The 25,187-nt window shown below is 73.2% G+C and carries 25 protein-coding genes and 2 pseudogenes; 10 read left to right on the top strand and 17 right to left on the bottom strand.

What is annotated here, in order from left to right; translation table 11 throughout:
• Positions 1-18 precede the first annotated feature (18 nt).
• Both ABT034_RS16290 and ABT034_RS16285 read left to right on the top strand, forming a co-directional pair.
• On the top strand, positions 19-1,497 hold the full coding sequence (locus tag ABT034_RS16290) for a glutamate-cysteine ligase family protein (RefSeq protein ID WP_351215556.1): 1,479 nt from the start codon (positions 19-21) through the stop codon (positions 1,495-1,497).
• Positions 1,498-1,576: 79 nt separating this feature from the next.
• Positions 1,577-2,425, top strand: a complete 849-nt coding sequence (locus ABT034_RS16285) for an SDR family NAD(P)-dependent oxidoreductase (RefSeq protein ID WP_351215554.1) — start codon at positions 1,577-1,579, stop codon at positions 2,423-2,425.
• Between the two features lie 52 nt (positions 2,426-2,477).
• Here ABT034_RS16285 and ABT034_RS16280 read toward each other — a convergent pair whose 3' ends face one another.
• From ABT034_RS16280 to ABT034_RS16260, 5 genes and pseudogenes are all read right to left on the bottom strand, one after another.
• Positions 2,478-3,392, bottom strand: a complete 915-nt coding sequence (locus ABT034_RS16280) for a S1 family peptidase (protein ID WP_351215552.1) — start codon at positions 3,390-3,392, stop codon at positions 2,478-2,480.
• 504 nt (positions 3,393-3,896) lie between these two features.
• Positions 3,897-5,096: a serine hydrolase domain-containing protein gene (locus ABT034_RS16275; RefSeq protein ID WP_351215550.1), complete on the bottom strand. Its 1,200-nt coding sequence runs from the start codon at positions 5,094-5,096 to the stop codon at positions 3,897-3,899.
• A 120-nt stretch (positions 5,097-5,216) separates the two neighbouring features.
• A pseudogene (locus ABT034_RS16270) lies at positions 5,217-5,600 on the bottom strand (nucleotide disphospho-sugar-binding domain-containing protein); the annotation flags it as partial.
• A gap of 64 nt (positions 5,601-5,664) precedes the next feature.
• Positions 5,665-5,958: pseudogene (locus ABT034_RS16265) on the bottom strand (LbetaH domain-containing protein); the annotation flags it as partial.
• On the bottom strand, positions 5,925-6,587 hold the full coding sequence (locus ABT034_RS16260) for a TOPRIM nucleotidyl transferase/hydrolase domain-containing protein (RefSeq protein ID WP_351215548.1): 663 nt from the start codon (positions 6,585-6,587) through the stop codon (positions 5,925-5,927). The gene ABT034_RS16260 and the pseudogene ABT034_RS16265, both read right to left, overlap by 34 nt.
• Positions 6,588-6,801: 214 nt before the next feature.
• On the opposite strand from ABT034_RS16260, the gene ABT034_RS16255 reads away from it, so the two are divergent.
• On the top strand, positions 6,802-7,899 hold the full coding sequence (locus ABT034_RS16255; protein ID WP_351215546.1) for a glutamate--cysteine ligase: 1,098 nt from the start codon (positions 6,802-6,804) through the stop codon (positions 7,897-7,899).
• Positions 7,900-7,963: 64 nt separating this feature from the next.
• Here the strand turns inward: ABT034_RS16255 and ABT034_RS16250 are convergent, their stop codons facing one another.
• Both ABT034_RS16250 and ABT034_RS16245 read right to left on the bottom strand, forming a co-directional pair.
• Entirely contained in the window at positions 7,964-8,230 is a 267-nt protein-coding gene (locus tag ABT034_RS16250; RefSeq protein WP_351215544.1) for a DUF4235 domain-containing protein, read from the bottom strand.
• Positions 8,231-8,295: 65 nt separating this feature from the next.
• Positions 8,296-8,976, bottom strand: a complete 681-nt coding sequence (locus tag ABT034_RS16245) for a hypothetical protein (protein ID WP_351215542.1) — start codon at positions 8,974-8,976, stop codon at positions 8,296-8,298.
• Positions 8,977-9,079: 103 nt separating this feature from the next.
• Between ABT034_RS16245 and ABT034_RS16240 the strand changes: the two genes are divergently transcribed.
• The 3 genes from ABT034_RS16240 (at position 9,080) to ABT034_RS16230 (ending at position 10,492) form a co-directional block, all read left to right on the top strand.
• Positions 9,080-9,226 carry a hypothetical protein gene (locus ABT034_RS16240; protein ID WP_351215540.1) on the top strand — a complete coding sequence of 49 codons (147 nt, stop codon included), beginning with the start codon at positions 9,080-9,082 and terminating at the stop codon, positions 9,224-9,226.
• On the top strand, positions 9,223-9,675 hold the full coding sequence (locus tag ABT034_RS16235; RefSeq protein WP_351215538.1) for an FhaA domain-containing protein: 453 nt from the start codon (positions 9,223-9,225) through the stop codon (positions 9,673-9,675). The genes ABT034_RS16240 and ABT034_RS16235 overlap by 4 nt, the downstream gene beginning before the upstream one ends.
• A gap of 88 nt (positions 9,676-9,763) precedes the next feature.
• On the top strand, positions 9,764-10,492 hold the full coding sequence (locus ABT034_RS16230) for a hypothetical protein (protein ID WP_351215536.1): 729 nt from the start codon (positions 9,764-9,766) through the stop codon (positions 10,490-10,492).
• Positions 10,493-10,558: 66 nt separating this feature from the next.
• Here ABT034_RS16230 and ABT034_RS16225 read toward each other — a convergent pair whose 3' ends face one another.
• Genes ABT034_RS16225 through ABT034_RS16200 form a run of 6 tightly spaced genes read right to left on the bottom strand, consistent with a single transcriptional unit; the run spans position 10,559 to position 16,018 of the window.
• Positions 10,559-11,803 carry a cytochrome P450 family protein gene (locus tag ABT034_RS16225; RefSeq protein WP_351215534.1) on the bottom strand — a complete coding sequence of 415 codons (1,245 nt, stop codon included), beginning with the start codon at positions 11,801-11,803 and terminating at the stop codon, positions 10,559-10,561.
• Positions 11,800-13,029 carry a cytochrome P450 gene (locus ABT034_RS16220; protein WP_351215532.1) on the bottom strand — a complete coding sequence of 410 codons (1,230 nt, stop codon included), beginning with the start codon at positions 13,027-13,029 and terminating at the stop codon, positions 11,800-11,802. Before ABT034_RS16220 ends, ABT034_RS16225 begins: the two co-directional genes overlap by 4 nt.
• Positions 13,026-13,643, bottom strand: a complete 618-nt coding sequence (locus ABT034_RS16215; RefSeq protein WP_351215530.1) for a GTP-binding protein — start codon at positions 13,641-13,643, stop codon at positions 13,026-13,028. Before ABT034_RS16215 ends, ABT034_RS16220 begins: the two co-directional genes overlap by 4 nt.
• Positions 13,624-13,977, bottom strand: a complete 354-nt coding sequence (locus ABT034_RS16210) for a DUF742 domain-containing protein (RefSeq protein WP_351215528.1) — start codon at positions 13,975-13,977, stop codon at positions 13,624-13,626. Before ABT034_RS16210 ends, ABT034_RS16215 begins: the two co-directional genes overlap by 20 nt.
• Positions 13,974-14,375: a roadblock/LC7 domain-containing protein gene (locus ABT034_RS16205; protein ID WP_351215526.1), complete on the bottom strand. Its 402-nt coding sequence runs from the start codon at positions 14,373-14,375 to the stop codon at positions 13,974-13,976. The genes ABT034_RS16210 and ABT034_RS16205 overlap by 4 nt, the downstream gene beginning before the upstream one ends.
• Positions 14,372-16,018, bottom strand: coding sequence for a sensor histidine kinase (locus ABT034_RS16200; protein ID WP_351215524.1), 1,647 nt, complete (start codon positions 16,016-16,018; stop codon positions 14,372-14,374). Before ABT034_RS16200 ends, ABT034_RS16205 begins: the two co-directional genes overlap by 4 nt.
• 292 nt (positions 16,019-16,310) lie before the next feature.
• On the opposite strand from ABT034_RS16200, the gene ABT034_RS16195 reads away from it, so the two are divergent.
• Positions 16,311-17,504: an MFS transporter gene (locus ABT034_RS16195; RefSeq protein WP_351215522.1), complete on the top strand. Its 1,194-nt coding sequence runs from the start codon at positions 16,311-16,313 to the stop codon at positions 17,502-17,504.
• 31 nt (positions 17,505-17,535) lie between these two features.
• On the opposite strand, the gene ABT034_RS16190 is transcribed toward ABT034_RS16195, so the two are convergent.
• Positions 17,536-18,465 carry a TIGR03564 family F420-dependent LLM class oxidoreductase gene (locus ABT034_RS16190; RefSeq protein ID WP_351215520.1) on the bottom strand — a complete coding sequence of 310 codons (930 nt, stop codon included), beginning with the start codon at positions 18,463-18,465 and terminating at the stop codon, positions 17,536-17,538.
• A gap of 193 nt (positions 18,466-18,658) precedes the next feature.
• Here ABT034_RS16190 and ABT034_RS16185 point away from each other — a divergent pair, with 193 nt between their 5' ends.
• Positions 18,659-22,300 (top strand): DUF4132 domain-containing protein, encoded by a 3,642-nt coding sequence (locus ABT034_RS16185; RefSeq protein ID WP_351215518.1) that lies wholly within the window; start codon positions 18,659-18,661, stop codon positions 22,298-22,300.
• Positions 22,301-22,346: 46 nt separating this feature from the next.
• On the opposite strand, the gene ABT034_RS16180 is transcribed toward ABT034_RS16185, so the two are convergent.
• On the bottom strand, positions 22,347-22,610 hold the full coding sequence (locus tag ABT034_RS16180; protein WP_351215516.1) for a DUF6479 family protein: 264 nt from the start codon (positions 22,608-22,610) through the stop codon (positions 22,347-22,349).
• 187 nt (positions 22,611-22,797) lie between these two features.
• On the opposite strand from ABT034_RS16180, the gene ABT034_RS16175 reads away from it, so the two are divergent.
• Positions 22,798-22,992, top strand: coding sequence for a CsbD family protein (locus ABT034_RS16175; protein ID WP_351215515.1), 195 nt, complete (start codon positions 22,798-22,800; stop codon positions 22,990-22,992).
• Positions 22,993-23,116: 124 nt separating this feature from the next.
• Here ABT034_RS16175 and ABT034_RS16170 read toward each other — a convergent pair whose 3' ends face one another.
• Positions 23,117-23,554 carry a VOC family protein gene (locus tag ABT034_RS16170; protein ID WP_351215513.1) on the bottom strand — a complete coding sequence of 146 codons (438 nt, stop codon included), beginning with the start codon at positions 23,552-23,554 and terminating at the stop codon, positions 23,117-23,119.
• A gap of 116 nt (positions 23,555-23,670) precedes the next feature.
• Between ABT034_RS16170 and ppk2 the strand changes: the two genes are divergently transcribed.
• Positions 23,671-24,690, top strand: a complete 1,020-nt coding sequence (ppk2, locus tag ABT034_RS16165) for a polyphosphate kinase 2 (RefSeq protein ID WP_351215714.1) — start codon at positions 23,671-23,673, stop codon at positions 24,688-24,690.
• Positions 24,691-24,701: 11 nt separating this feature from the next.
• Here the strand turns inward: ppk2 and ABT034_RS16160 are convergent, their stop codons facing one another.
• Entirely contained in the window at positions 24,702-25,187 is a 486-nt protein-coding gene (locus ABT034_RS16160; protein ID WP_351215511.1) for a flavin reductase family protein, read from the bottom strand.

Genomic DNA, 25,187 nt, shown 5'->3' with positions numbered 1-25,187 from the left:
GAGACTCGGGAGGGACCGATGGGGCGTGATGTCCCGGCGTCTGAGTTCACCCGCGACGACCGTCGCCGCTTCCGGAACAAGGTGCACACCTGCCTCGACGTGTTCGCGCGGATGCTGCGGGAGTCGCGGTTCGACTTCGAGCGGCCCCAGGTGGGCCTGGAGATCGAACTGAACCTCGTGGACGCCGACGCCGAGCCCGCCATGCGCAGCACGGACGTCCTGGAGGCGATCGCGGATCCGTCCTGGTCGACCGAGCTCGGCCGGTTCAATCTGGAGATCAACATCGAGCCGCGGCGCCTCACGGCGGGCGGCCCCGACTCCTGGGAGCAGGAGATCCGCGAGGCCCTCAACCACGCCGAGGAGAAGGCCGCGGCGATCGGTGCGCATCTCGTCATGGTCGGGATCCTGCCGACACTGGAGCTGTCGGACGTGGGTCCGGAGTCGCTCTCCGAGAACCCGCGCTACCACCTCCTGAACGAGCAGATCTTCGCCGCGCGGGGCGAGGACCTCCTGATCTCGGTGGACGGGGTGGAGCGCCTTCGGACCTACGTGGAGACCATCACGCCGGAGGCGGCCTGCACCAGCACCCAGTTCCATCTGCAGGTCGCGCCCGACGAGTTCGCGGACCACTGGAACGCCGCGCAGGCCGTCGCGGGGGTGCAGGTGGCCCTGGCGGCGAACTCGCCGTTCCTGTTCGCGAAGGAGCTGTGGCGCGAGACGCGCATCCCGCTGTTCGAACAGGCCACCGACACCCGGCCGCACGAGATCAGGGTGCAGGGGGTACGGCCCCGGGTCTGGTTCGGGGAGCGGTGGATCACCTCCGTCTTCGACCTCTTCGAGGAGAACGCGCGGTACTTCCCGGCGCTGCTGCCCCTGTGCGACGACGAGGACCCCGAGGAGACCCTCGACCGCGGCGGCGTTCCCGGTCTCGCCGAACTCACCCTCCACAACGGGACGGTCTACCGCTGGAACCGCCCCGTCTACGCCGTCGTCGACGGGGTTCCGCATCTGCGCGTGGAGAACCGGGTGCTGCCCGCCGGCCCCACGGTGGCCGACGTCCTCGCGAACGGCGCCTTCTACTACGGACTCGTCCGCGCCCTCGTCGAAGAGGACCGGCCCGTGTGGTCGCGGATGTCGTTCGCGGCGGCGGAGGAGAACCTGCACACCGCCGCACGGCACGGCATCGACGCGCAGCTGTACTGGCCCGGCATGGGCGAAGTCCCGGTGACCGAGCTGGTGCTGCGGCGCCTGCTCCCGCTGGCGAACCGCGGCCTCGAACGGCTCGGCATGGACGTGGCCCGCCGGGAGCCGCTGCTCGGCATCATCGAGCAGCGGTGCGTCAGCGGCCGCAACGGCGCGGTGTGGCAGTCCGAGATGTTCCACCACCTCCACGACACCGTCCACGTGGACCGGCACCAGGCCTTGCGCCGGATGACACAGCAGTACATCGAGTACATGCATCTGAACGCTCCGGCGCACACTTGGCCGGTCGAGTGACCCCGACGGCCCTGGTGGTGACAACACCAGGATCAACTGCCGCTCCCCAGCGGACCGGCGCCCCGGACACGATGGCCGCATGAACCCACCTACCGCACCCACCGTCCTCATCACCGGCGCGACCCAGGGCCTCGGGCGCGGGATCGCGCTCTACCTCGCCGCCAGGGGCTGCACCGTCCTCCTCCACGGCAGAGACCCCGAGCGCCTCGAAGCGACCGCGGAGGAGGTCCGGGCGACGGCCCGCCACGCCACGGTCCGGACCTTTCTCGCCGACCTCGCGGACCTGGATCAGGTCCGCGCCCTGGCCGACCGCGTACGCGCCACCGAGCCGCGGCTGGACGCGCTCGTGAACAACGCGGTCGCCGGAGGCGGCGCCGAACCGCTCCGCCGGGAGCTGAGCGCCCAGGGACACGAACTGCGCTTCGCGGTCAACCACTTGGCGCCGTACGTCCTCACCCGGTCCCTGCTGCCGCTCCTCACGGCCTCGGCCCCCGCTCGCGTCGTCAACGTCGCCTCCATCGGGCAGGAACGCATCGACTTCGACGACGTCATGCTGGAGGAGGGGTACGAGGGACTGCGGGCCTACTGCCGGAGCAAGCTGGCGATGATCATGGCGACCTTCGAGCTCGCGGCCGAACTCCAGGGCACCGGAGTCACCGTCAACACCCTCCACCCCGCCCATCTGATGGACACCCGCGGAGTGCGCGAGTACGGCCTGACCCCGGCCGTCGCGATCGAGGAGGGGGTGCGGCCGACCGTACGGCTCGTCATGGACCCCGACCTGGCGCGCACCACCGGCCGGTACTTCAACCGGTTCACGGACGCACGCGCTCACGAGCAGGCCTACGACGCGGACGCCCGTGGGCGGCTGATGGCGCTGACGGACGGGCTCGTGGGCGCCGGCACCGGCCGCCCGGCCGCGCACTGAGAAGGCCGGCGGACCCCGAGGGGACCGCCGGCCTCCGTGGGTCACGTGCGGGCTAGAAGACGCTCACGCCGTACGCGCTCAGGGCCTCCGTCACCGGCTGGAAGAACGTGGTGCCGCCGCTGGAGCAGTTGCCGCTGCCGCCGGAGGTCAGGCCCAGCGCGGTGGTGCCGGAGAAGAGCGCGCCGCCGCTGTCACCCGGCTCGGCGCAGACGTTGGTCTGGATCATGCCGTAGACGACGTCGCCGCCGCCGTAGTTGACGGTCGCGTTGAGACCGGTGACCGTCCCGCTGCGCAGACCGGTGGTGCTGCCGCTGCGCTGCACCGACTGGCCGACGGAGGCGTTGCCCGCGCTGGTGATGTCGCGGTAGCTGCCGTTGTAGAGCCAGACCCGGCCGTCCGCCGCGGAGGCGTTGGAGTGGCGGATGATGCCGTAGTCGTTGGTCGGGAAGCTGGAACCGGCGCGGGTGCCCAGCACGGTGGTGTTGGCCGAGTTGGTGTACCAGGTGCTGCCGATGTTGGTGCAGTGACCCGCGGTGAGGGCGTAGTAGGTCGAGCCGCTGCGGACGTTGAAGCCGAGCGAGCAGCGCCCGCCGCCGGCGTAGATGGCCTGGCCGCCCGCGATGAGCTTGTTGAACGTGCCGGGTGTCCGCTTGATCTCCAGGGCGGAGGCGCGGTCGCCTGCCGCCTGCTTGATCTTGGCGATCTCGGCGGCGGAGACGGTGGAGTCGACAGTGAGGACGATCTTTCCGGTCGCCTGGTCGGTGTACCACGCGGTGCCGGCCACATCGGCCCCGCGTACGGCCTGCTCGGCGGCGGCGAGCTGGGTGGCGGTGGCCCGGCCGTCCCCGGCCGTGGCCGCGGACGAGCTGGGGACGGCGAGCGCCGAGGCGGCGAGCAGTGCGGAGGCCACGGCGATCAGCCGTGCGCCCTTGACTGCGCCGAGGGGGGAGAGGCGCTTGAGGTTCACTGGATCCTCCGGTGGGGGAGTGGGGGGAATCGCTGGGTGGGCGACCCCGTGGTGGCGAGCGGACGGGTCCACGGCGAAGTGAAGTCCGCCATGAACCTGTCAATCTCGACAGGGGGAATCCTCGAAGCAGGCGCTCCTGACGGCAAGAACGCCTTTCGGCCGATCTACGCGCGTCGGCTCGGCCCGGGGTGCGGCGGGGGCGCACCGCACCGGGGTCGTCGGCCATGGCCGGCGCGAGAGGGCGGAACCGCGCAAACACTTGCCGGAATTTGCTGACTACTTTTCAGAAAGGCCACCTGGCCCGGTGGGCGGGGGCCCGTGGTCATGCGGCGGAGGCGTAGCGGGTGCACAGATCCGGCCGTGGCATCGGGGAGCACGGAAAGCCCTTGCGGCGCGGGGGAGGGGCCGTCCACGGGTCCGTCGGACAGGTGTGGACGCCCCTCAATGTCGCGATCGTTCCCTCCGTCCGGGGCGAACGGATGTCCGGATTCCGTCGTCGACGGGTCAGAGTGCCGCGTACACGGCCTCGACGAGGGCCATCTTGCGGGGATCGTCCGCGATCCGGGGGCCCATACGGTTCATCACATAACCCAGGGAGACACCCGACTCCGGGTCCGCGAGGCCGCAGGAGCCTCCGAAGCCATCGTGGCCGAAAGCCCGCGGATTGGGGCCGTAGGAGGCGTTGGGGCCGCTGAGCCAGAGGCCGAGCGCGCACTCCGTGTCGTGGGCGAAGCCCGCGCCCAGGACCAGGTCCCGGCCCGCGCCCTGCCCCTCGCGGACCCGTTCGGCGGCCGCCTCGGACAGGATCCGGCGCTCGCCGGACCGGCCCCGCCCGGCGAAGATCCCGTACAGCCGGGCGACCGCGCGGGCCGTCCCGTGACCGTTGGCCGCGGGCAGTTCGGCGGCGCGCCACTCGGGGCTGTTGGCCTGGGCGGCGCCCACCAGCGGGTTGGCCAGGGCGGCCCGTGCCGCGGGCTCCAACTGGGCGAAGACCGCGGCCTGTTCGCCGGTGTTCGAGGCGCGGGGGTGTACGAGTTCGGCCGCCCGGGCCGCATCCCGCTCCGGCAGGCCGATGGTGAAGTCGATGCCGAGGGGCCCGGTGATCTCGTCGCGGAGGAACGCGCCGGGCAGCCGCCCGGTGATGCGCCGGATCACCTCGCCGACCAGGAATCCGTACGTCATGGCGTGGTAGCCGGAGCGGGTGCCGGGTTCCCACCACGGTTCCGTCGCCGCGAGCCGGGCGGTCGTCACCTCCCAGTCGTAGAACTCCGCGAGCGAGAGCGGCTCACGCAGGCCGGCGAGGCCCGCGCGGTGGGAGAGGAGATGGCGTACGGGGAGCTTCTCCTTGCCCGCGGCCGCGAACTCCGGCCAGTACGAGGCCACCGGCGCGTCCAGGTCGAGCAGCCCGCGGTCCACGAGGAGGTGGGCGCAGAGGGCGGTCACGCCCTTGGTCGTGGACCAGACGTTGACCACGGTGTCGCGCTCCCAGCGGCGGGTCCGGGCGGCGTCCGCCCAGCCGCCCCACAGGTCGACCACGGTCTCGCCGTGGACCTGGACGGACACGGCGGCACCGAGCTCCCCCCGCGTACGGAAGTTGGCCTCGAAGACCTCCCGTACGGCGCCGAAGCGAGGGTCGCAGTGCCCCTCCACCGCGGGCTCGACCGCGGCCTTGGCGTGGCCGCGGGTCTCTGCTGGCTCGGGCATGGCGTCCTCCGGGTCGCTCGACGGTCGCGAGCAACATACCGACTGGTCGGACCGGAGGGAAGGGAGCACACGGCCGACTCGGTCCGGTTCTCGTGAGGAAGGCGAGGCAAGCGGCGGCGCTCAGAGCGCGGAGCCCTCGGCGGCGGCCGGCATGTCCTCGATGAGGGCGGCGGCGTGCGTGGTTCCGCCCTCGGCCCGGGCAGCGGCTTGCAACCGCTGGGACCGTTCGACGCGTTCCGGATCCGTGACCAGGTCGTGCAGTGCCGCGCCAAGCGTCTCGGCGGTGGCATCGGCGGTGTCCACGCGGCGGGCGACGCCGAGTTCCACGAGCCGGTCGGCGTTCATGACCTGCTCGGCCCCCTGCGGCACGGCGATCATGGGCACGCCGGCCAGGAGCCCTTCGCCGCAGCCGCCCATCCCGGCGTGGGTGACGAAGGCGTCGGCCTGTTCCAGGACCGCCCGCTGCGGGACCCAGGAGTGCACCTCGACGTTGGCCGGGAGGGCGATCACTCGTTTCTGGCGCGGGACGGGGGCGGGCGGTGCGGCGCGGTGAGACGAGGACGCGGTGTCAGGGCCGGTCGATCTGCGCGGCGGCCTCCTCCAGGTCGGCGACGGTCCCCGACATGATCGTCCGTACGTGCTCGGAGATGTGCCGCACCGGCCAGTCCCACCACGCCACGGCGAGGAGCCGGGTGACGTCCGCGGCGTCGTAGCGGGTTCGGATGAGCCGGGCCGGGTTGCCGCCGACGATGCCGTAGTCGGGGACGTCGCCGGTGACCACGGCGCCGGCGGCGATGATCGCGCCGTGGCCGATCCGCACGCCGGGCATCACCGTGGCGCCGTGCCCGAACCAGACGCCGTCCGCCGGGACGGGAGCGTGTGATCGAGGAGCTCGACGAGCGGCGCCGGAACCTGCCCGGGGGCGAGGGACTCCGCCAGGAGGAGGCCGTAGCGTATCTTGCGGCCCTTCTTCGTGCCGAGGAAGCGGCGCAGCTGCCGGTCCCGGGGCCGGCCGTGCTGTGCGGGCTGGTTCAGGAACGTCTGCCAGGCACGCAGGTCGCCCTCCGCCCCGATGATCTCCTCGACCCTCGCCGTCCCCAGCGCGCGGATGAACTCGTCCTCCAGATCCGCCACGCACACGAAGAACCCCCCGGACGGCGCCCCGGCGCGCCGCAGAGCACGGTCGTAGTAGCGCTGCTCGCGCTCGTCGCACAGGCCGGTCAGGCGCAGGCCCAGTCCGGGCGGCCCGAGCAGGTCGGCATAGCGCCCCACGCTCATGGCCCCGCCCATCGACACCACGGCCACCCCCTCGGCTGCGAGGTCCCTGCCGTGCAGCGCGGCCAGCGCCTCGACGGCCGCCAGGTCGCTCGGCCCCTCAAGGAGCACCGCCGTCCGCAGTCCCAGCCGCACCGCCAGATCACGCGCCGGTTCGCCGGGCCCGCCCGCCGCCCACTGATCGACCGCCTCCCGGAACGCCCACATGTCCGCCATGGAGCGAGTCTGCCCGTCCGCCGACCGTCGGACCAGGCATTATCCGGTTCGGGAACCGCGATCCGACCCGAGCCGCGTTCGTACCGGTCGTACGGGCGCTTCGCCTTCGCCGAAGTGGGCATACGCGAGACGTCCCGGTCTCGCAACCGCTGGGAGCCTCCACCGGAGGCGGCCGGCGGGGCGGGACGTCCCCTTTTTTCGTACAGGAGCGTCCATGCGCACAGTAGGTGTCGAGGAGGAGCTGATGCTCGTCAACGCGAAGACGGGCGAGCCCTTCGCCGTCTCGTCGGCGGTGCTCGCGTCAGCGGCCCTGACCGGGGACGAGGCGGGGGAGAGCTTCGAGAAGGAGCTGCACCAGGAGCAGCTGGAGTTCTCCACCCGGCCGATGAAGGACATGGGCGAGCTGCGGGACGAGATCGTCCGCCTGCGCGGCGAGGCGCTGCGGTACGCGCGCGGGGCCGGCGCGCTCGTCGCCGCCCTCGCGACCTCCCCGCTCCCCGTGGAACCCTCCCGCCAGCTGGGCCTCAGGTACCGGTGGATGGCCGAGCAGTTCGCCCTCACCACCCGGGAACAGCTGACGTGCGGGTGCCATGTGCACGTGGCCGTGGACTCCGACGAGGAGGGGGTCGCCGTCCTCGACCGGATCAGGCCCTGGCTCTACCTCCTGAACGCGCTCAGCGGCAACTCGCCGTTCTGGCAGGGGCAGGACAGCGGCTACAGCAGCTACCGCAGCCGGGTGTGGAACCGCTGGCCGTCCGCCGGACCGTACGAACTGTTCGGCAGCGCGGAGCGGTACCACGAGCAGGTGCGGGACATGCTCGCGACCGGAGTCCTGCGCGACCCCGGCATGATCTACTTCGACGCCCGGCTCTCCGCCAACTTCCCCACCGTCGAGATCAGGGTCGCCGACGTCTGTCTGGAACCCGGCACGACCGTGCTCGTCGCCACCCTCGCCCGCGGCCTCGTCGAGACCGCAGCCCGCGCCTGGCGCAACGGCGAACCCGCTCCCCGGATCTCCGCCGGTCTGCTCCGGCTGGCCTCCTGGCGTGCCGCCCGGTCCGGGCTCAAGGGGCCGCTCGTCCACCCGGTGACCATGGAGGAGACCGGTGCCGACGCGGCCTTCGAGGCCCTGCTGCGGTACACCGAGGAGGCACTGCGGGACGCCGGGGACCTCGACGCGGCCCGTGAGGGAATCGCCGCCCACCTGGCCGGCGGGGGCGGCGCGGACCGCCAGCGCGCCCTGCTCGACGAGGGCCTGCCCCTCGACGAGGTCGTACGGGCCTGCGCCCGGATCACGACCGAGACGACGTGAGGCCCCCCACGAAGGCCCCCGCCGGGGAGGCGGGGGCCTTCGTGGGGGCTGGGGACACAGGCGGTCAGGCCGGCCAGACGCCCGTGACGCGCCGCACCGCCGTGGCCCCGCCGCGGTCGACGGCCGCCTTCACCACGGCGAAGATCGCACCCTGCAGCGCGGCGGCGATCAGGATCTCGCGCCAGCGCCTGTCCTCGTCGGTGGCGTTCGGCGCGTCGTCGTCGTGCCCCAGGACCTGCCAGGCCTTCTTGAACGCGGCACCCGCGAGCAGACCGCCCCCGGTGCCCAGGACGAGCGACACCGGTTTGAACACGAGACGTGATCGTTGCATGACACCTTCACCTTCCCTCGGACTCATGCCCCGGCTACCCCGGGGCGGGCCCCGCATGCCTCCGCTCAGATTTCGGCGACGGCCCCGCCCGCCTCCGCTCGGATGAGGCCCGCGAGCACGAGGGCCCTGGCGACGGCCGGCGGGTCCAGCGGCTCGTCGTCGGGATCGGCCGGCCGCAGCCGCTCCAGGAGCGGCCCCGCCTCCAGCCGGTACGCCTCCGCGTCCGCCAGGAGACCGTCGGCGTCCGGCCCGCCGACCGTGTCGTCGACGTAGTCCGACAGCTCCCCGAGCACCCGGCCCCGGTCCACGAAGCGGCTCATGCCGCAGTCCAGACCGTCGTCGCGCAGGCCGTCCGGGTACGGCGCGCGGCTCCACGCCCCGTTCTCGTACCAGTAGACGCAGCCCAGCTCGTACCCCTGGAGCCGGTCGCGCAGCTCGTCGTACGGGAGCCAGTCCGGGCCGCCCGCCAGCATGTCGATCGGCGGCTCGTGCCACTTCACGCCGCTCGACTCGTCCTCGCCGTAGAGCACGTACCGGCCCTCGCCCATCCGGGACATGGTCCACCAGGTGCAGCCGGAGTCGTCGTGGTGAAGCCCGTCGGCGTCGATCCAGTAGCCGGTGCGGTAGCCGCTCTTGCGTTCCTCCTCCTCTGTGGTCGCCTGGATGGCGGCGAGCAGCGCCCAGCGGGCCCACAGCGCCTCGCCCCGAGGAAGGTCCTCCGGCAGTCCGGGCCGGTGAATGGTCATGCGTCCCCCATGTGTTCTCGTGCCGGGCACCCGTTGTGAGACGCCCGCACATTTTCGCGGCATCTCAGGGTAGGCGGACCGCACACGGCCCCAAGGAGGACCCATGTCCGGACTCATCGCACGCATCAAGCAGTTCACCCGCAGCCCGCAGGGGCGGCGGACGATCGCTTCGGCCCGGCGCGCGGCCGCCGACCCCAGCAAGCGCGACCAGGCGCGCAGGCTGCTGGGGCGGCTGCGCGGACGACGGTGACGGGCGGGCCGGAGGGCAGGCACGCGGCCGGGAGGGGACACCCGGCCGGGGACGGGCTCTCGCGCTGGGAACGAGCCCTGGAACGCTGGCAGAAGGCCCTGCTCTCCAAGGTCCGTCACCGCGAGCGCGTCGAGCTGGTGGCCGCCCTGCACCACGAGTGCGACGACCACGCCGTGGTGTGCAGCGAGAGCAGAGTGGTCGTCCCGAACGCCTACGAGGTGGAGCTGGACGCCCGGGTCGCCGAGGAACTGACGCGCCGCGGCGGCGGCGACGTCGGAGAGGCGCTGACGGACGACCTGGCCCGCCACGGGGAGCGGAAGGGCTACGAGTGGGCGGGACCGCTGACGGTCCGCGTCACCCCGGCGGAGCGTCCGCCCGGCGACCCGTACCGGGTGAGCAGCAGCCCCATGCCCCACGTACGGGCCGACGCGTTTCCGACGGACGGCTGACGGCAGGCGGCAGGCGGCAGGCGGCACCGTCGGCCGGGCCAGGGTGCCCGACCGGCGGAGCCCGTACGGTGCCGGGCAGACTGGACGGATGGACCCATGGAACAGGCCGGACCAGGACACCGCCCCCTCGCGGTACGGGCGTCTGCGCGTCGAGACGGCGGACCTCGGGCCGGCGCACTGGCTCACCGAACGCCGCCCGGGTTTCGGTGACTTCGGAACCGTGACCGGCGTCGCCGCGCCCGGATTCCCCGCGTACGCGCGCGTACTGCATCCCGCGACGCTGGACGAGCTCCCGGTCCGCTGGGACACCGTCGCCGCCGCCTACGGGCGACAGGTCGAAGCGCTGACGGACTGGCACGAGGTGATCGGCGTGGAGCGGTTCTACCAGAACGGGGAGGAGTACGGCCTACCCGGCGTCTGGGACGAGCACCCGGGGGAAGGGCCCACGCCCGTCGGGGTCGCGCGGGCCATGATCCCCGTCCTGGCGCGCCACACGGGGACACCGGAGCGATGCTGGTACGGCCTGTGGGAGGGATACGGCCGCTGGGAGTGGGAGGGCGTTCCCACCTTCCCGACCCCGCAACGGGACGAGATCCTGCTGTCGGGACCGCTGGCCGACGCCGTGTCCCCCGCGCTCCTGCACGAGTTCGACGAACTGCCCGACCTGTGGTGGCCGCAGGACCGCGCCTGGTGCGTGGGCGGCGACGTCGACCTGGTGAGCACGTACGTCGGCGGTTCCGAGGAACTCATCGCCGACCTGCTCGCCGCCCCCGGCCTCGAGGCCCACCGGGTCACGGCGACCGACGGAGTCGGCTGACCGGCGCCATGCGTACGCCCCGGCCTTCCCCGGACACGACGCGGGGAGGCCGGGGCGCGCGGCCGGTCAGGCCAGGAGGACCGGCAGGTCGAAGAGGTCGTTCTGGGTGACGACCGGCTTGTTCCGCAGCTCCTCGCGCGGCACGGCGAGCCGGAGCTCGGGGAAGCGCGCGTACAGGGCGGGCAGCGCCACCGACGCCTCCAGACGGGACAGCGCCGCTCCCGGGCACACGTGCGGACCGTGACCGAAGGAGATGTGCCGGTTCGGCGTACGGGTCACGTCGAAGGCGCCCGCCGTCGGACCGTACTGCTCCTCGTCCCGGCCGATCGCGCCGAACGACACGATCAGGGCCTCGCCCTTGGGCAGCACCCGGTCGCCGACCTCGATGTCCTCGGCCGCGAACCGGATCAGGACGTGCGAGGTCGGCGTCGACCAGCGCAGCGTCTCCTCGATGACGTTCTCCCACGGCACCTCGCCCTTGAGCACGAGGGCGCGCTGCTCGGGGTGGGTCTCCAGGGCGACGACGGCGTTCACGATCAGGCTGATGGTCGTCTCGTGGCCGGCGGCCACCATCAGCTGGAGGGTGTTGGTGATCTCCTCCGTGCTCAGCCGGTCGCCGTCCTCCGACGCCTCGATCAGCGCGCTCGTGAGGTCGTCACCGGGACGCTCCTTCTTGCCCGCGACGATCCCGGCGAACAGGGCGCCCAGGTCCGCCATCATCCGCGGCACCTCCTCGGGCGGAGTCTGCGTCGAGAAGAACTTGTCGAACAGCTCCTTCATCCGCGGGTGGTCGGCCGCGTCGACCCCCATCAGCTCGCTGACCACGTTCATCGGCAAGGGGTACGCGAACTCCGCCTTCAGGTCCACGACCTCGCCGGCCGGGCGCTCCGCGAGTCGGTCGAGCATGCCCTCGGTCAGGGCCTCGATGCCCGCACGCAGCCGGTCCACCCGGCGTGCGGTGAGCGCCTGCGCGACCAGGGTGCGCAGCCGCCGGTGCTCGTCGCCGTCGACGGTCAGCATCGACTTCCCCGGGTTGGCGAGGCCGATGAGGGGCCAGTCGAGGGGTATCTCGCCGCGCTGCCAGGCCCCCCAGACGTCGATGTCCTTGACCAGGCGGGAGTCGGTGAGCAGCTTCCGTGCCTCGGCGTGCCGGGTGACGGCCCAGCAGGGCACCCCGCCGGGCAGCACGACACGGGCCAGCGGACCGGCCTCGCGCAGCCGGGCGCTCTCGCCGTCGAGGTCACCGACGAAGGGGTCGAGCGTGATCACATCGGTGCCGGAAACGGCGGTGGGGTCGTACGGGCAGCTCATGCGAATGCTCCAAGGGCGGGAGTCGGGGTGTAGGTCACGGGAAGCGCGGTGAGGCCCCGCAGCCAGGGGGACGGGCGGCGGGTGAGGGTGTCCTCCGCCACCGCGAGGTCCACGTCCGGCAGCCGGTCGAGCAGCACCTCGATGCCGGTCCTGGCGATGGTCTCGGCGACCTCCTGCGCCGGGAAGGGGCAGCGGTGCTCGCCGTGTCCGAAGGAGAGGTGGGCGTTGTTGCCGCCGGTGAAGGCGCCGGAGTCGGCCCGGACGTGCGGGTCGGAGTTGGCGGCGGCGAGACCGAGCAGGAGCAGGTCGCCGCGGCCGATCCGGCGTCCGCCGAGCCGGGTGTCGCGCGAGGCCCACCGCCCGGCGACGTTCTGGGTGGGGGTGTCCTCCCACAGGACCTCGTTCATCGCCTCGCCGACGCTGTGCCGGCCGCCGGAGAGGGAGGCCGCGAACCGGTCGTCGGTGAGCATCAGGCGCAGCGAGTTGCCGATCCAGTCGGCGGTGGGCTGGTGGCCGGCCGCCATCATCACCATGAGGTCCTGGGCGACCTCCTCCAGCGTGAAGCCGGCGGTGTTGGCGACCATCCGCGAGGCGACGTCGTCGCCGGGCGTCCCGGCCTTGGCGGCGAGCAGCGCGAACATGGACTCGGCCAGGTGGCGCTGGCCCTCCAGCGCGCCCGCCTGGCCGTTGATCATGTCGTTCAGGGCGGTCACGAGGCCGGGACCCTGCTCGTCCGCGAAGCCGTAGATGCTGGCGAGGACCCGTACCGGCAGCAGCATCGCGTACTCGGCGATGATGTCGCAGGCGCCCTTGCCGCAGAGGCCGTCGATGAGTTCGTCCGCGAAGCGTTCGGCCCGTTCCTTGAGGACGAACGGGTCGACGGCCTCGAGCGCCTCGGAGATGACCCCGGCCCGCTCGCGGTGCCGCTCGCCGACGGTGTAGAGGATGGACGGCTGCTTGCGGCCGATCATGGGCAGCAGCGGCCAGTCCGCGGGGATCGCGTCCCACTGGTTCCACAGCTCGGAGTCGCGCGAGAAGAGGACCGGGTCGCTGGTGACCTGGTGCAGTTCGCGGTAGCCCAGGACCAGCCAGGCGGGCACGTCCCCGTCGAGTACGACCGGGGCGACGGCGCCGTGCTCGCGCCGTATCCGCCGGTAGAGCTCGACGGGGTCGGTCTGGAACCGGGGGCCGCTCAGCGGGACGGGCTGGGGCTCGGGGTGGGTCACGGGGCGGGCTCCGGTATCGGCTGCGGGTCCGGGGCGACGAGGGTCTGCAGGTGCTCGACGAGCGAGATGAGGACCTGCTTGCTGGACTCGCGCGACCGGGCGTCGCAGAAGACCAGGGGGACCTCGTCGGCGAGGTCGAGGGCCTCGCGGATCTGGGCGGGGGTGTGGGCGGGTCCGCCGAAGTCGTTGCAGGCGACGACGAACGGGGTCCCGTGGTGTTCGAGCCGGTCGACGGCGTACCAGGAGTCGGCGAGCCGCCGGGTGTCGACGAGCACGACGGCACCGAGCGTCCCGGAGAACAGCCGGTCCCACAGGAACCAGAACCTCTCCTGGCCCGGGGCGCCGAACAGGTACAGGACGTTGCGGGCGTCGAGCGAGATCCGGCCGAAGTCGAACGCGACGGTGGTGGCCGTCTTCGCGGCGACGCCGATGGTGTCGTCGATCTGCTCGCCCGCCTGCGTCATCGTCTCCTCGGTGTTCAGCGGACGGATCTCGCTGACCGAGCGGACCAGGGTGGTCTTGCCGACTCCGAACCCGCCGACGACGACGATCTTCAGACCGTTGTCGGCGGTGCTGTGCAGGGTCTGGCGCTGTTCAGAGGCTACGGAGTCCAACGAGCACCTGCTCCAGGATGTCGTGATCGGGAAGGCGGTACGTGGGGCGGGGGTGGCGTGCGCTGATCCGGCCGGTGGCGTGCAGGTCGGCCAGGAGGATCCGCGTGATCGACACCGGCAGGCCGAGCTCGGACGCCACCTCCACCACCGCCATGGGGAAGCGGCACATGCGCAGGATCGCGGCGTGCTCCGACTGCATGCCGGGGACGGGGTCGCTCTCGGCGACCACGAGCGTCACCACGTCGAAGGCGTCGGACCCGGCACGGCTGCGACCGCCCGTCACGGTGTAGAGGCGGTCGGGGGAGTCGTCCCGGCCCGGCCTGATCCTGCTCATCCCCGGGGCCTGGCGACGAGGTGTTCGCCCAACTGCTCGACCAGTTCCGACATGTTGTGGCCGACGAGACCCGCGTCCGCGTCCTCGTCGGCGACCAGGGCGAGATGGGCGCCGTCCCCGGCCTCCACGATGAAGAGGATGCCGCCGTAGAACTCGGCCATGGCGGAGCGGACCCCGCCGGTGCCGTCGCCGAACTCGACGGAGGCGCCGTGCGACAGGCTCTGGATGCCCGCGGCGATGGCGGCGAGCTGGTCGGCCTGGTCCACGGAGAGCCCGGAGGTACGGCAGAGCTTGAGGCCGTCCCGGGAGAGCACCAGCGCGTGACGGGTGGCCGGGGTGCGTTCCAGCAGGTTCTCCAGGAGCCAGCTGAGCTTCTCGTCGGTGGTGGTGCCGGTCATCGCGGATTGCCTTCCGAATACGGGGGGTTCGAGGACGGCGACGGGTGCGGTGCGACCGTCGGGTCCTGAGGGTCGGACGGTACGGGTGTGGCGGCCGGGCGGTCGTCGGCGCTGGGGCCGGTTCTGTCCGGTCCGGCCTCGGGCTGGGCGGCGGCCGCGCGGACGGCCCGCTGGAAGCTGCCGAAGCGCGGCGGGGTCCCGGGCGCCGCCGCACCGGTGCGCTGCGGCGCCGGGCGGCCCGCCGAGGACGGCTCGGCGCCCTTGAGCTGGGAGGCGAGGGTCTCGCCGCGGCGACGGCGGGGCAGGACGATGCCGTCCGCCTCCGCCCCCGGTGTGGTGCCCGCGGTCGCGGTCGCGGTCGCGGTCTCGTGCACGGCCTCGGGCTCCGACGGCCGGGACGCGGGCCGGGCAACCGGGGCGAGGCCGGGCTGTGCGCCGGGCGACCGGTCCGGGGCGGGAGAGGTCACGGCACGGCCCGACACGGGGAGCAGCGGCTCGCCGACCGCGCCGGGGGGCTCGGAGGCGGCGTGGCTGATGAGTTCCTGAGGCAGCATCAGGAGGGCGCCGGTGCCTCCGCGCGCGGAGGGGCGGAAGGACACGGTCAGACCGTGCTTGCGCGCGAGCCGGCCGACCACATGGAGGCCGAGGCGGGTTCCGGACAGCCCGGCGAGGTCCTGGGCCGCCGAACCGACGGCGGCCTCGGCGCGCCGCAGCTGCACGTCGCTCATCGCCAGACCGCTGTCCTCGATGGTGATGACGATGCCCGCGGGCACCTCCTCCACGTAGACGTGCACCTCGGCGCTCGGCGGGGAGAAGTTCGCGGCGTTGTCCAGGAGTTCGGCCAGCGCGTGCATGACGCCCTCGGCTGCGTGACCGGCGACCGCGGCATCGCTGCCGGAGTGCAGCCGCACCCGCTGGTAGCCGCCGATCCGGCCCATGGCGCCGCGCAGGATCGATTCCATGACGATGGGCCGCGCCCAGCGTCGACCTGACCGGGCCCCGGTCAGTACCGCGACGGAGTCGGCGAGCCGTCCGGCCTGGGCGGTGCGGTGGTCGAGATGGAGGAGGTCGGTGAGCACGTCCTCGTCGGCGTGCCGGTGCTCCATCTCCCGCAGGTCGGCCATCATGCTCGTGGCGAGGGCCTGCATGCGGCCGGCGGCGTTGGCCGCGGCGGCCATGGCGGCGGACCGGGCGGACTCCGCCCGTCGCAGTCGTCCTTCGAGGCGTTCGAGCTCGGCGGTCCGCTCCTCGGTGAGCCGGGCCGTCTCCGCCCGGTGGGCGCGGACGAGCTCCTCGGCCCGTGCCGCGTGGCCGGCGGCCTCCGCCTCGTGGCGCTCCCTCAGCTCGGCCGTCTCCCGTTCGGCGGTGGCCTTGAACCGGCTGACGTAGGCGTCGCGGGAGGCGAGTTCGGCGGTGAGGACCTCGGCCCGCCGGCCCAGTGCCCGCGCGGTGCGCGCGTACCAGGTGACGGAGAAGGCCGCGGCGGACAGCAGCAGGACGCCGCAGAGGGCGAACCAGCCGAGCGCGGGGCGTACCCCGGCCGGTGCCGCGGTCGTCGCCGCCGCGGCGAGTGCGCCGCTCGCGGCGGCGGTCAGCAACGCGGCGGTCAGGGCAGGGCGGAACGGGGTGGGGGACGCCGACATCAACCAGACTCTCGGGAGCAGGCACGGGGGAAGGAGGTTGAACGACGGAACTATAGAGGCGTTCTTGATCAGTTCGGAACGCTCTTGAGCGGATTGATATGCACAGGGTGAAGGAATCTTCCAGTCTTACGCACACGAAAGTCGCACGAAGGTCGCACGAAGGTCGCTATTCATGCGCTCTCTGACCCGACCTCAGTTCGGAAGCCGTCCGGCCCGGCAGTCGGGGTGACGTTGTCCCGTTGCCGCAGTTCGTGCCCCGGGATCGGCGGTCGGCGGGCTTACGGTCGGCGGCATGGAAGATGACCGTCAGGGGTGGCTCCGGTGTCTGCTCGCCGGGGCGGTGTTCGTCGTGTGCATGGCCGGCACCACCCTGCCCACGCCGCTCTACCCCCTCTACCAGGAGAAGTTCGGGTTCTCCGAACTGACCGTGACCGTCGTGTACGCCGTGTACGCCTTCGGGGTCATCGGAGTGCTGCTGCTCGCGGGCAACGCCTCGGACACCGTCGGCAGGCGGCCCGCCCTGCTCTGGGGCCTGGGCTTCGCGGCTGCGAGCGCCGTCTGCTTCCTGTGCGCCGACGGCCTGGGCTGGCTGTACGCGGGCCGGCTCCTCTCGGGTCTTTCGGCCGGTCTGTTCACCGGGGCCGCCACCGCGTACGTCATGGAGCTGGCCCCGCCCGGCGGCGGCTCCCGGGCGACCTTCGTGGCCACGGCGGCCAACATGGGCGGCCTGGGCTGCGGGCCCCTCCTCGCCGGCCTCCTCGCGGAGTACGCGCCCGAACCTCTGCTGCTTCCGTTCGCCGTCCACCTCGCCCTGGTGGTCCTCTCCGCCGTCGTCCTGCTCCGGCTCCCCGAGACCGTGGGGGAGCGGCGCCCCCTCACCGGCGTACGGCCGCAGCGGCCCGCCCTGCCGCCCCAGGTGCGCGCGGCCTTCGTACCGGCGGCGATCGCCTGCTTCGTGGGATTCGCGCTGTTCGGCGTGTTCACCTCGGTCAGCCCCGCGTTCCTCGCCCGCTACCTGCACGTGGACAACCACGCGGTGAGCGGCCTGGTCGTCGCCCTGGCCTTCTTCGCCTCCACCGCGGGACAGCTGGCCGTCGGCCGTGTCGGCGTGGCCCGCTCCCTCTCCCTGGGCTGCGCCGTCCTCTTCGCCGGGCTCGTCCTCCTCGCGTCGGCGCTCTACACCGACCTCCTCGTCCTCATCGTCCTCGCCGCCGTCGTCGGCGGTGCCGGACAGGGCCTCGCCTTCCGCGCCGCGCTCTCCTCCGTCGCGGCGGCGGCGCCGGGGGACCGGCGCGCGGCGGTCATCTCGACCCTGTTCGTGGTCGCGTACACCGGCATCTCGATCCCCGTCATCGGCGTGGGACTCCTCGCCGACCCGCTCGGACTCGAAGGGGCCGGGCTCGTCTTCATCGCCTGCATGCTGGCGCTGGTCGCCTCCGCCGCCGTCTACCTGCTGCGCCGCCCGGTCGGCGCGAAGCCGCACTGACCGGGCGGGGGGAGCGGCGGGGCGTCCGGTCTCAGGCGCGCGCCAGCTCTCCGAGCAGGGCCCAGGTACGGCGCCGGTCGGCCTCACCACCGAGGTCGGTCGCGGTGAACACCACCTCTGTCGCACCGGCCTCGCGGTAGCGCCGTACCTCCGCGGCCATGTGCTCCTCGTCGCCGATCACCGCCAGGTCGGCGGCCCGCGTACCGCCGGAGAGACCGATCACGCGCTGGTACGAGGGGATGGCGTCGTACAGCGCGAGCGCCGAGGCCGCGGCCTCCCGGACCGCCTCCGCGTCCGTGGCCACCACCCCGGGGACGAGGGCCACGATCCGCGGCGCCGGCCGGCCCGCCGCCTCCGCGGCGGCCGTGACGGCGGGCACGATGTGCTCGGCGAGAGCCCGTGGGCCCGCCAGGAACGGCAGGATCCCGTCGGCGAGTTCGCCACTGACCCGGAGCGTCTGCGGCCCCATGGCGGCGACGAGCACCGGTACCGGCGGTTCCGCACCGCCGGGCACCGCCGCCGGCAGCGCGGTCCGCGCGGTCAGCAGCTCGCCGTGGAAGTCGGCCTGCCCCGTCGCGAGCAGGGGCCGCAGCGCGGTGAGGAACTCCCTGAGCAGCGCCACGGGACGCTCGTACGGGATGCCGAAGCCGTTCTCGGTCAGGTGCCGCGTCCCGAGCGCGAGCCCCAGGTGGTAGCGGCCGCCGGTCGCCGCCTGCGCCGTCTGGGCCTGACTGGAGACCAGCAGGGGATGGCGGCCGAAGACGGGGATCGCGGACGTCCCCACCTGAAGCCCCGGCACCTCCCGGCCGACGACCGCGGCCAGCAGCGGCGAGTCGTACGCGAAGCTCTGCCCGAACCACCCGGAGGTGAGACCGGCGGCCCGGGCCTCCTTGGCCAGCCGGACGGTCGCGTCGATCGAGAGCTGTCGAGAGGTCGTACTCAGCGTCACACCGATAGTCATGCCTGCGACAACAGGCGCGGACGCGGACGGCATTCCGATCCGTATGTGACAAGCGTGTGGCGGCTTCGCGGCTTCACGGCTTCACGGCTTCACGGCTTCGGGGGATGTCAGTGGGCCCGCCTAGAGTGATCACGACGGTCTGAGGCGGCGTCGGACGCGCAAGGGAACGACGCTCGGAACAGCGGGGGGCAGGATGGACTGGGGCGCGGTCGAGGGCACCGAGCAGGACGGCTCAGGACGGCCGACCTACGAGCTGGCACTGGACGCGTACGCGGAACCACGCCCGGCACTGATCTGCCGGAACGCGTCGGGCAAGGTCCTCAAGAAGGTCCCCGCGCAGGCACGCAAGCACGAGCGGGCGGAGCTACTGCTCGCCCTGGCCGACTGGCTGGCCGACCACACCGCGCGGGCCGCCGCCGAGGCCGAGCGGTGGATGACGCGCTCCCTGCCCGTTCCGGCCGGCCTGCTGCGCGCCGTCTGGCTCGACCCCTACTGGCAGCGCGCACTGCGTCACCTGGTCATCGCGCCGTACGAGCCGGACGGCTCGGCCGACGTGACACGTGCCGGACTGCTCGTCGACGCCGGTACGCCCGACGGGCTGCGTGTCGTCTCCCCCGAAGGCGAATTGACGCTCGACGGAGGCCTGGTGACGGTGCCCCACCCCGTCCTGCTCGATCCGGACGGGCGCGGACGGCTTGAGCGCTGGCGCCGTCTCCTCGACGACCACGGCGGCGAGCAGGGAGTGGAGCAGCTGCACAGGACCGTGTGGTGGCGGCCCCGGGCGGCGCCCGCGCAGCGGAACTCCTGGCAGGGGGTGGACGCGTTCGACGGCGCCGAGTTCGACAGCGGGGCGCGCTTCGAGTGGGCCGTGTCCCGGTTCGGCGGCCGCATCCGGGGGGAGACCGCCCACTTCGACGTGTACGCCGGCCCCGCGCTCCACCCCATGCGCATCGGCCTGCGCTGGCAGGGCCCCCTGTCGAGCACGCTCATGGACGACGTCCACTGGGGCTCCCGCGACCGGCGCCGCGAAGGGCCGGGGGCGTTCGACGACATCCCGCTCGTCGCCTGGTCCGAGGGGATGCGGGCCGCCGCACACCTCTACGACGCGCGCGACGGCGGCTACCGCCAGGAGGAACGCCCCGACGCGTCCACCGCCTACCAGCGGTTCATGACCCGTTGCGCCGAGAACACCGGCGCGGGTGACGAGCCGGGCGCGGCGGACAGGGCGGTGCCGCGGGCCTGGGGGGAGACGGAACTCCTCGACGCGGGCGCCGTGGCCCCCGGCACAGCGCCGGGCGCCGGTGACGAGGACGTCCTCACCGTGTGCCGGTACGACTGGGCGGGGCTCGACGAAGGGGCCTGTCTCGTACGGCTGGTGCCCGGACGCGCGGCCGACGCCGAGGACACCGTGGCCCGCGCCCTCGGCCTCACGCCCGTCCCCGACGACGGGCCGGGGCGCGAGGTCGTGGGCCGGGTGCGGCCCACCCCGCTTGGCTTCCTCGCCCGCGTGTCGCGTGCCGAACCCTCCGCCGTCAACCGGGCGATCGGCCTCCTCGGGCTGCTCCGCACCTGCGCCACGACCGCGGCCACCAAGCCGGGACGGGCCGCCAAGGCGCTCGAAACGGCCGTCGCCCCGCTGGAGAAGCAGGCCCCGCGGCTGATGACGGCCGTACTGGAGGAAGGCGCGCGGATCATCGCGGGCACGGGCAGCCCCGGCATGGCACAACCGCTGTTCGCGCGGGCCCGTGAGGTCGAGAACAACAGCGGCCTCGCCGTCGACGAGGACGGTGTGATCGAGTCGTTCGTCGGGAGCGCGGCAGTGGGAGCCGTCTCCAGGCGCGCCCTGGCCGCCCACCACGACGCCCTCGTCGCCCGGCTGGCGGCCCCATGGGCCGCCACCCACTACCGCCGCCTCGTCCTGGCCTGGCACCGGGCCGGGCTGCCGTCACGGCCCGAGTTCGCGGGCGCCGTCCTCGGCTTCGCGCCGGGCACCGCCCCCGTCGACGAGGAGCACCGGCTGCTGCTCGCCGGCCTCCTCGCGCACGGCGGCATGGACGACGCCACCCCGGACGTCTGGGACGGATGGACACCCGTCCTGCTCGCCCTCCTGGCCGAGGGCCGGCTCACCCGGAAGGCCCTGCTCGGACTGACGGCCGCACCCGCCGGCGGCGGTCGGGCCGCGCTCACCGAGGCCGCGGTCGGCTGGGTGCGGCTGCTGCGGCAAACGGGCGCCGACGCGCTGCTCGACGGGGCGACCGCGTCGGACGCGCGTACGGGCGTGGTGGCGGCCGGCGGGGAGGCCGCGCGTACGGGCGGCGAGGAGGTCGCTCGTACGGGCGGCGAGGAGGTCGGCGAGGAGGCCGAGAGCGCCGACCCCGCGACGGGCGGCGGCGCGGAGCCCGCCGTCGACGTCGAGGACGTCCGGGCCTGGCTCAACCGTTTCGCGCAGCGCTACCGAGGACTGCGGGCGCCGGTCGACGGACTGGGCGAGCTGCTCGCCCGGGCAGCCGCCCGGCTGCGCGCCGAAGGAGCCACCCACCGGGCACTCCCGTCACTGCGGATGCCCGACACCCAGGCGTCAGCGCGGGACCGTTGCGTCGATCTGGGGCTGCTCGACGCCCTCCTCGCGGCAGGCGTCCCGGTCGAACCCGACGACACCGAACCGCTCGGCTTCCTCGGCTGGCTCGGACGGGCGAAGGGTGACGACCTGACGCACGTCACCCGGGACGACAGCTTCGCACCCCGGCTGCTCGCGGGACTGTCCGACCCGACGGCCGCCCTGGAGATCGGCCACCGGCCGCCCCACCCCTTGACGGGGGACACGGGACGCCTCAAGACGCTCACCACCCGGCCGGCCCTGCGCGGGTTCGTCGGGGGGTTCCTCGGCGGACACGGCCGACGGGTCACGGAAGGTGGCGGCGTACTGCCGCTGCACACCGCGCTGCGGGACCTGGAACCGTTCGCCGCGCCCGCCTTCCGCCGGCATTTCGAGGGGGAGGCGGAGCGCATCCTCGCCCTCGACCCGGCCGAGGCGCTGACGCGGACACTGCGCGCCGGACTCCCCGACGAGCTGGGGCTGCCCGGTGAAGGGGAGGCCTGGCAGCGGGGAGAGTGGACGGAGGTCCGTGACGGCGGCGACGCCCTCCTCCTGGTCGGCCGCGGCCGCGCCACCGCCCTGGGGCCCGAAGGCGTTATCGTCCACTGGGAGGACGAGGCGTACGACTACCGGAAACTCTGGCCGACAGGCCTGGTCTGGCGGGACGGCGCTTTCGAGACGGTGCCCTTCGACGGCAGACGGCGTGTCCAGTCCCCGGCAGAGCCTGCCGAACGGGAAACGGTGCTCGTCCCGGGCGACGAGGTGCCCCGTACGGTGCACCGCGTCACCGGCGCGAACCGCGAGTACGGCGAACTGCGCGGCCCGGACGGCGCCGTCGTGGCGGCCTGGCCGCTCGCGGGGCGCGGGGTGTTCGGCCTCAACAGGGCACGATGGACGGCTGGTTCGCCGTTCACCCCACCGCCGGGCTGGTGGCACGCCCTGCGCCCGCGCGACGCGGTCGGCTCCGCCCGGCTACGGGCCATGGACACTCCCACGGCCGAGCACATGCTCACGGCCGTGGGAGCGGAGACGCACTCCGGCCTCGACTTCCTGGCCGGAAGCCGGAGCGGGGCCAGGGGAGTGCACGACACCACGGTGCGAGTGTGGGACGAACTCGGCGCGGTGGTACGGAAGTTCCTGCCCGAGGTCACGGACGAGCGGCTTGTGGACGGCCTCACCGGCGTCCTCTGGTCGGCCGTCGAGTGCGGTCGACTCCGAGCCGGTATACGCACGGCGTGACCGCCGCCCTGCCGCTCTGGTGCCTCCACCGGTTCCGCGCCTGACGTCAGCGCTGGGAGTCGCCGAGGTCCCGGTCGTGCTCGGGGGTGGTCCACGAGTCACTCCCCGGGCGGCCCGCCGCCTGGGTCGGGTCGCCCACGGAGCGGCGCCGGCGCGCGACCCGCCGGCTGCCCCACCAGAACGCGGCGAGGAGCAGGATGACGACCACCGCGCCGATGGCCACGGCGAACCACACGGCGTTGGATCCGGCCGACGCGAGAGCGGGCCCGGGCGTGAGGACGGGCGCGGCTGCCAAGGAGGATGTGATCATGATCGCCTTTCTCGCGGATCGGGACGCACCCGGCGGCTCGGCCGACGGGGCGCGGTGACGCGCTCGGCGTCTGTCCCGTCCCGGCCGCCTCAAACGCGTACGGAGGGTGACCGGTCGACGCGCGGGATCCACGGAGTCTGCCTAGCGTGGCACCTGGAACCCATCCACAGGAAAGGGGCATGACGTCATGGCAGGCAAGGGCTCGGACAAGGCAAAGGGCAAGCTCAAGGAGGCCGCGGGCAAGGCCACGGGCAACAAGCGCCTGGAGGCGGAAGGCAAGACGGACCAGATGAAGGGCAAGGCCCGAGAGGCGGCCGACTCGGCCCGTGAGCGCGCCGAAGGCGTCCGCGACTCCCTGGACCCCGACAAGCGCGACAGGTAGGCAGACCCGACGAGACCCGACGAGTGTCTCGGCGTCGGAGCCGGCCGCCCTGCCTCCCCACGAGGAGGAGGCAGGGCGCCACGCCTTCCACCCGTGCTCGGGGCCGCCGCGCCCCCGACCGCCCTCAGGACCGCCGCTGGCGGGGGAGAGGCGGAACGGCCTGGACCGGGGACGTCGTGGCCAGGACGAACGAGTGACCTGCCGGGTCCGTGTAGCGGCGCAGGTCCGTGCGCCGGTCGGTCCGGGTGCCGTCGCGCACCGCAGCGACGGGCCGTGCGCCGAGCGAGACCGCCTCGCGTTCCGCTTCGTCGAGGGCGTCGGGGGCCACCAGGATCTCCAGGTGGGCCTGCTGGGCGTCCTCGGGGCGGGGCCAGCTGGGCGGCGCCTGCCCGAGGTCACGGCGGATCCCGAGTACCGCACCGGAAGCGCCGGAGACGAGCAGCAGGTCGGGGTCACCGCCGTGGGGCTCCACGGTGGCGCCCAGGAGCGCCGCGTAGAACCGTGCCAGGGGTTCGGGGTCGGTGGAGTCGAGGACGAGGACGAGAGACTTGGGCACAGTCATGTATCCCGTCTGCCCCGCGCACCCGCGGCCACGCCCGGAACCGGTGAGTCCGGGATCCGTGGGTACGAGGGTGTCGGACCGAGCGGGCGAGTGGAGCGGGGCGACAAATGGTCGACATGAACGGTGCCGACGGCGAGGGCGATGTCCCGGACGAGGATCGGGCCCAGGCCCCTGAGCAGGACCTGCTCGCAGGGCTCAGCGTGGACATCAGCAGGCCCGAGCAGCCCGTCCTGCTGAGCGCCACCGGCGACCCCATCCGCACCTGGCGGGAGAACTACCCGTACCCCCAGAAGGTCCGCCGTGCCGAGTACGAGCGGCAGAAGCGGATCCTGCAGATCGAGATGCTCAAGCTGCAGCGCTGGGCGAAGGACACCGGCGCCCGGATCGTGGTGCTGTGCGAGGGCAGGGACGCCGCCGGCAAGGGCGGCACCATCCAGCGGTTCACCGAGCGGCTCAATCCGCGCGGCGCCCGGATCGTCGCCCTCGACAAACCGACCGAGCGGGAAGCCGGGCAGTGGTTCTTCCAGCGGTACGTGGCTCCGCTGCCGGGTCCCGGCGAGATCGTGTTCTTCGACCGCTCCTGGTACAACCGCGCGGGAGTCGAGCGGGTGATGGGCTTCTGCACCGAGGAGGAGTACCAGCTGTTCCTCCACCAGTGCCCCCTGTTCGAACGCATGCTGGTCGAGGACGGCATCCACCTCGTGAAGTTCTGGTTCTCCGTCTCCCGCTCCGAGCAGCGCACCCGCTTCGCCATCCGCCAGGTCGACCCCGTGCGGCAGTGGAAGCTCTCGCCCACCGACCTTGCCTCGCTCGACCGCTGGGACGACTACACCACCGCCAAGGTCGCCATGTTCCGGGAGACGGACACCGAGCACGCGCCGTGGACCGTGGTCAAGAGCAACGACAAGCGGCGGGGCCGGCTGGAGGCCATGCGCAGCCTGCTGGCCAGGATCGACTACGCGAGCAAGGACCCGCAGGCGGTCGGCACGCCCGATCCGCTCATCGTCGGCGCGGCGGACACCCTGCTCGAACCGGGGGAGGAGACGACCGACCTCTCACCCACCCCACTGGCCCCCCTGCGGGACGGCCCGGGCGAACACCCGGGAGAGCACCCTGGGGAACACCCGGGCCGCTGACCGCGGTGGTCTCAGGCCGGGTGGCCGGGGGAGAGGTCCACGACGTCACCGAACCGGAGGAGCGGCGGACGCACCGGGCCGGACGGGCTCTCCGCGACGGGAGCCAGCAGGAAGCCCACATGGTCCCCGCCGTCGACGTGTTCCCGCACCCGGCCCACGAACCAGGCGCAGCAGTCGGACAGGACGGGGACGGCTCCCTCCCCCGGCCACCAGGCCACCCGGCCGAACTTGTCGACGTCGTCGCCGGTCCGCCCCCCGAACAGTTCGGCCGTCCCCCGCTGCTCGGGCCGCAGGGTGTGGACCGCGAGGTGGGAGGCACGGCGCCCGACGCGGTAGGTGCGGTTGGCCTTGGAGAGCCACACCATGAAGCGGGGCGGGTCGATCGAACACTGCGAGGCGAAGCCCACCAGGCAGCCCGCCTGCTCGCCCCCGGCCGCCGTCGTCACGACGTACATCGGGTAGTCGAGCGCGTCGGCGAAGGCGTCGAGGCCGGCCAC

The organism is Streptomyces sp. NPDC002773, from assembly GCF_040295605.1.
In the GTDB taxonomy this organism is placed as follows: domain Bacteria; phylum Actinomycetota; class Actinomycetes; order Streptomycetales; family Streptomycetaceae; genus Streptomyces.
This window is presented reverse-complemented; position numbering and strand designations above follow the sequence as displayed.

What these genes read in the sequence shown, in the direction of transcription:
- ABT034_RS16290 (WP_351215556.1), top strand. Translation starts at nt 19, where the DNA reads ATGGGGCGTGATGTCCCGGCGTCTGAGTTCACCCGCGACGACCGTCGC.
- ABT034_RS16285 (WP_351215554.1), top strand. Translation starts at nt 1,577, where the DNA reads ATGAACCCACCTACCGCACCCACCGTCCTCATCACCGGCGCGACCCAG.
- ABT034_RS16275 (WP_351215550.1), bottom strand. Translation starts at nt 5,096, where the DNA reads ATGCCCGAGCCAGCAGAGACCCGCGGCCACGCCAAGGCCGCGGTCGAG.
- ABT034_RS16260 (WP_351215548.1), bottom strand. Translation starts at nt 6,587, where the DNA reads ATGGCGGACATGTGGGCGTTCCGGGAGGCGGTCGATCAGTGGGCGGCG.
- ABT034_RS16255 (WP_351215546.1), top strand. Translation starts at nt 6,802, where the DNA reads ATGCGCACAGTAGGTGTCGAGGAGGAGCTGATGCTCGTCAACGCGAAG.
- ABT034_RS16250 (WP_351215544.1), bottom strand. Translation starts at nt 8,230, where the DNA reads ATGCAACGATCACGTCTCGTGTTCAAACCGGTGTCGCTCGTCCTGGGC.
- ABT034_RS16245 (WP_351215542.1), bottom strand. Translation starts at nt 8,976, where the DNA reads ATGACCATTCACCGGCCCGGACTGCCGGAGGACCTTCCTCGGGGCGAG.
- ABT034_RS16240 (WP_351215540.1), top strand. Translation starts at nt 9,080, where the DNA reads ATGTCCGGACTCATCGCACGCATCAAGCAGTTCACCCGCAGCCCGCAG.
- ABT034_RS16230 (WP_351215536.1), top strand. Translation starts at nt 9,764, where the DNA reads ATGGACCCATGGAACAGGCCGGACCAGGACACCGCCCCCTCGCGGTAC.
- ABT034_RS16225 (WP_351215534.1), bottom strand. Translation starts at nt 11,803, where the DNA reads ATGAGCTGCCCGTACGACCCCACCGCCGTTTCCGGCACCGATGTGATC.
- ABT034_RS16210 (WP_351215528.1), bottom strand. Translation starts at nt 13,977, where the DNA reads ATGAGCAGGATCAGGCCGGGCCGGGACGACTCCCCCGACCGCCTCTAC.
- ABT034_RS16205 (WP_351215526.1), bottom strand. Translation starts at nt 14,375, where the DNA reads ATGACCGGCACCACCACCGACGAGAAGCTCAGCTGGCTCCTGGAGAAC.
- ABT034_RS16200 (WP_351215524.1), bottom strand. Translation starts at nt 16,018, where the DNA reads ATGTCGGCGTCCCCCACCCCGTTCCGCCCTGCCCTGACCGCCGCGTTG.
- ABT034_RS16195 (WP_351215522.1), top strand. Translation starts at nt 16,311, where the DNA reads ATGGAAGATGACCGTCAGGGGTGGCTCCGGTGTCTGCTCGCCGGGGCG.
- ABT034_RS16190 (WP_351215520.1), bottom strand. Translation starts at nt 18,465, where the DNA reads ATGACTATCGGTGTGACGCTGAGTACGACCTCTCGACAGCTCTCGATC.
- ABT034_RS16185 (WP_351215518.1), top strand. Translation starts at nt 18,659, where the DNA reads ATGGACTGGGGCGCGGTCGAGGGCACCGAGCAGGACGGCTCAGGACGG.
- ABT034_RS16180 (WP_351215516.1), bottom strand. Translation starts at nt 22,610, where the DNA reads ATGATCACATCCTCCTTGGCAGCCGCGCCCGTCCTCACGCCCGGGCCC.
- ABT034_RS16175 (WP_351215515.1), top strand. Translation starts at nt 22,798, where the DNA reads ATGGCAGGCAAGGGCTCGGACAAGGCAAAGGGCAAGCTCAAGGAGGCC.
- ABT034_RS16170 (WP_351215513.1), bottom strand. Translation starts at nt 23,554, where the DNA reads ATGACTGTGCCCAAGTCTCTCGTCCTCGTCCTCGACTCCACCGACCCC.
- ppk2 (WP_351215714.1), top strand. Translation starts at nt 23,671, where the DNA reads ATGAACGGTGCCGACGGCGAGGGCGATGTCCCGGACGAGGATCGGGCC.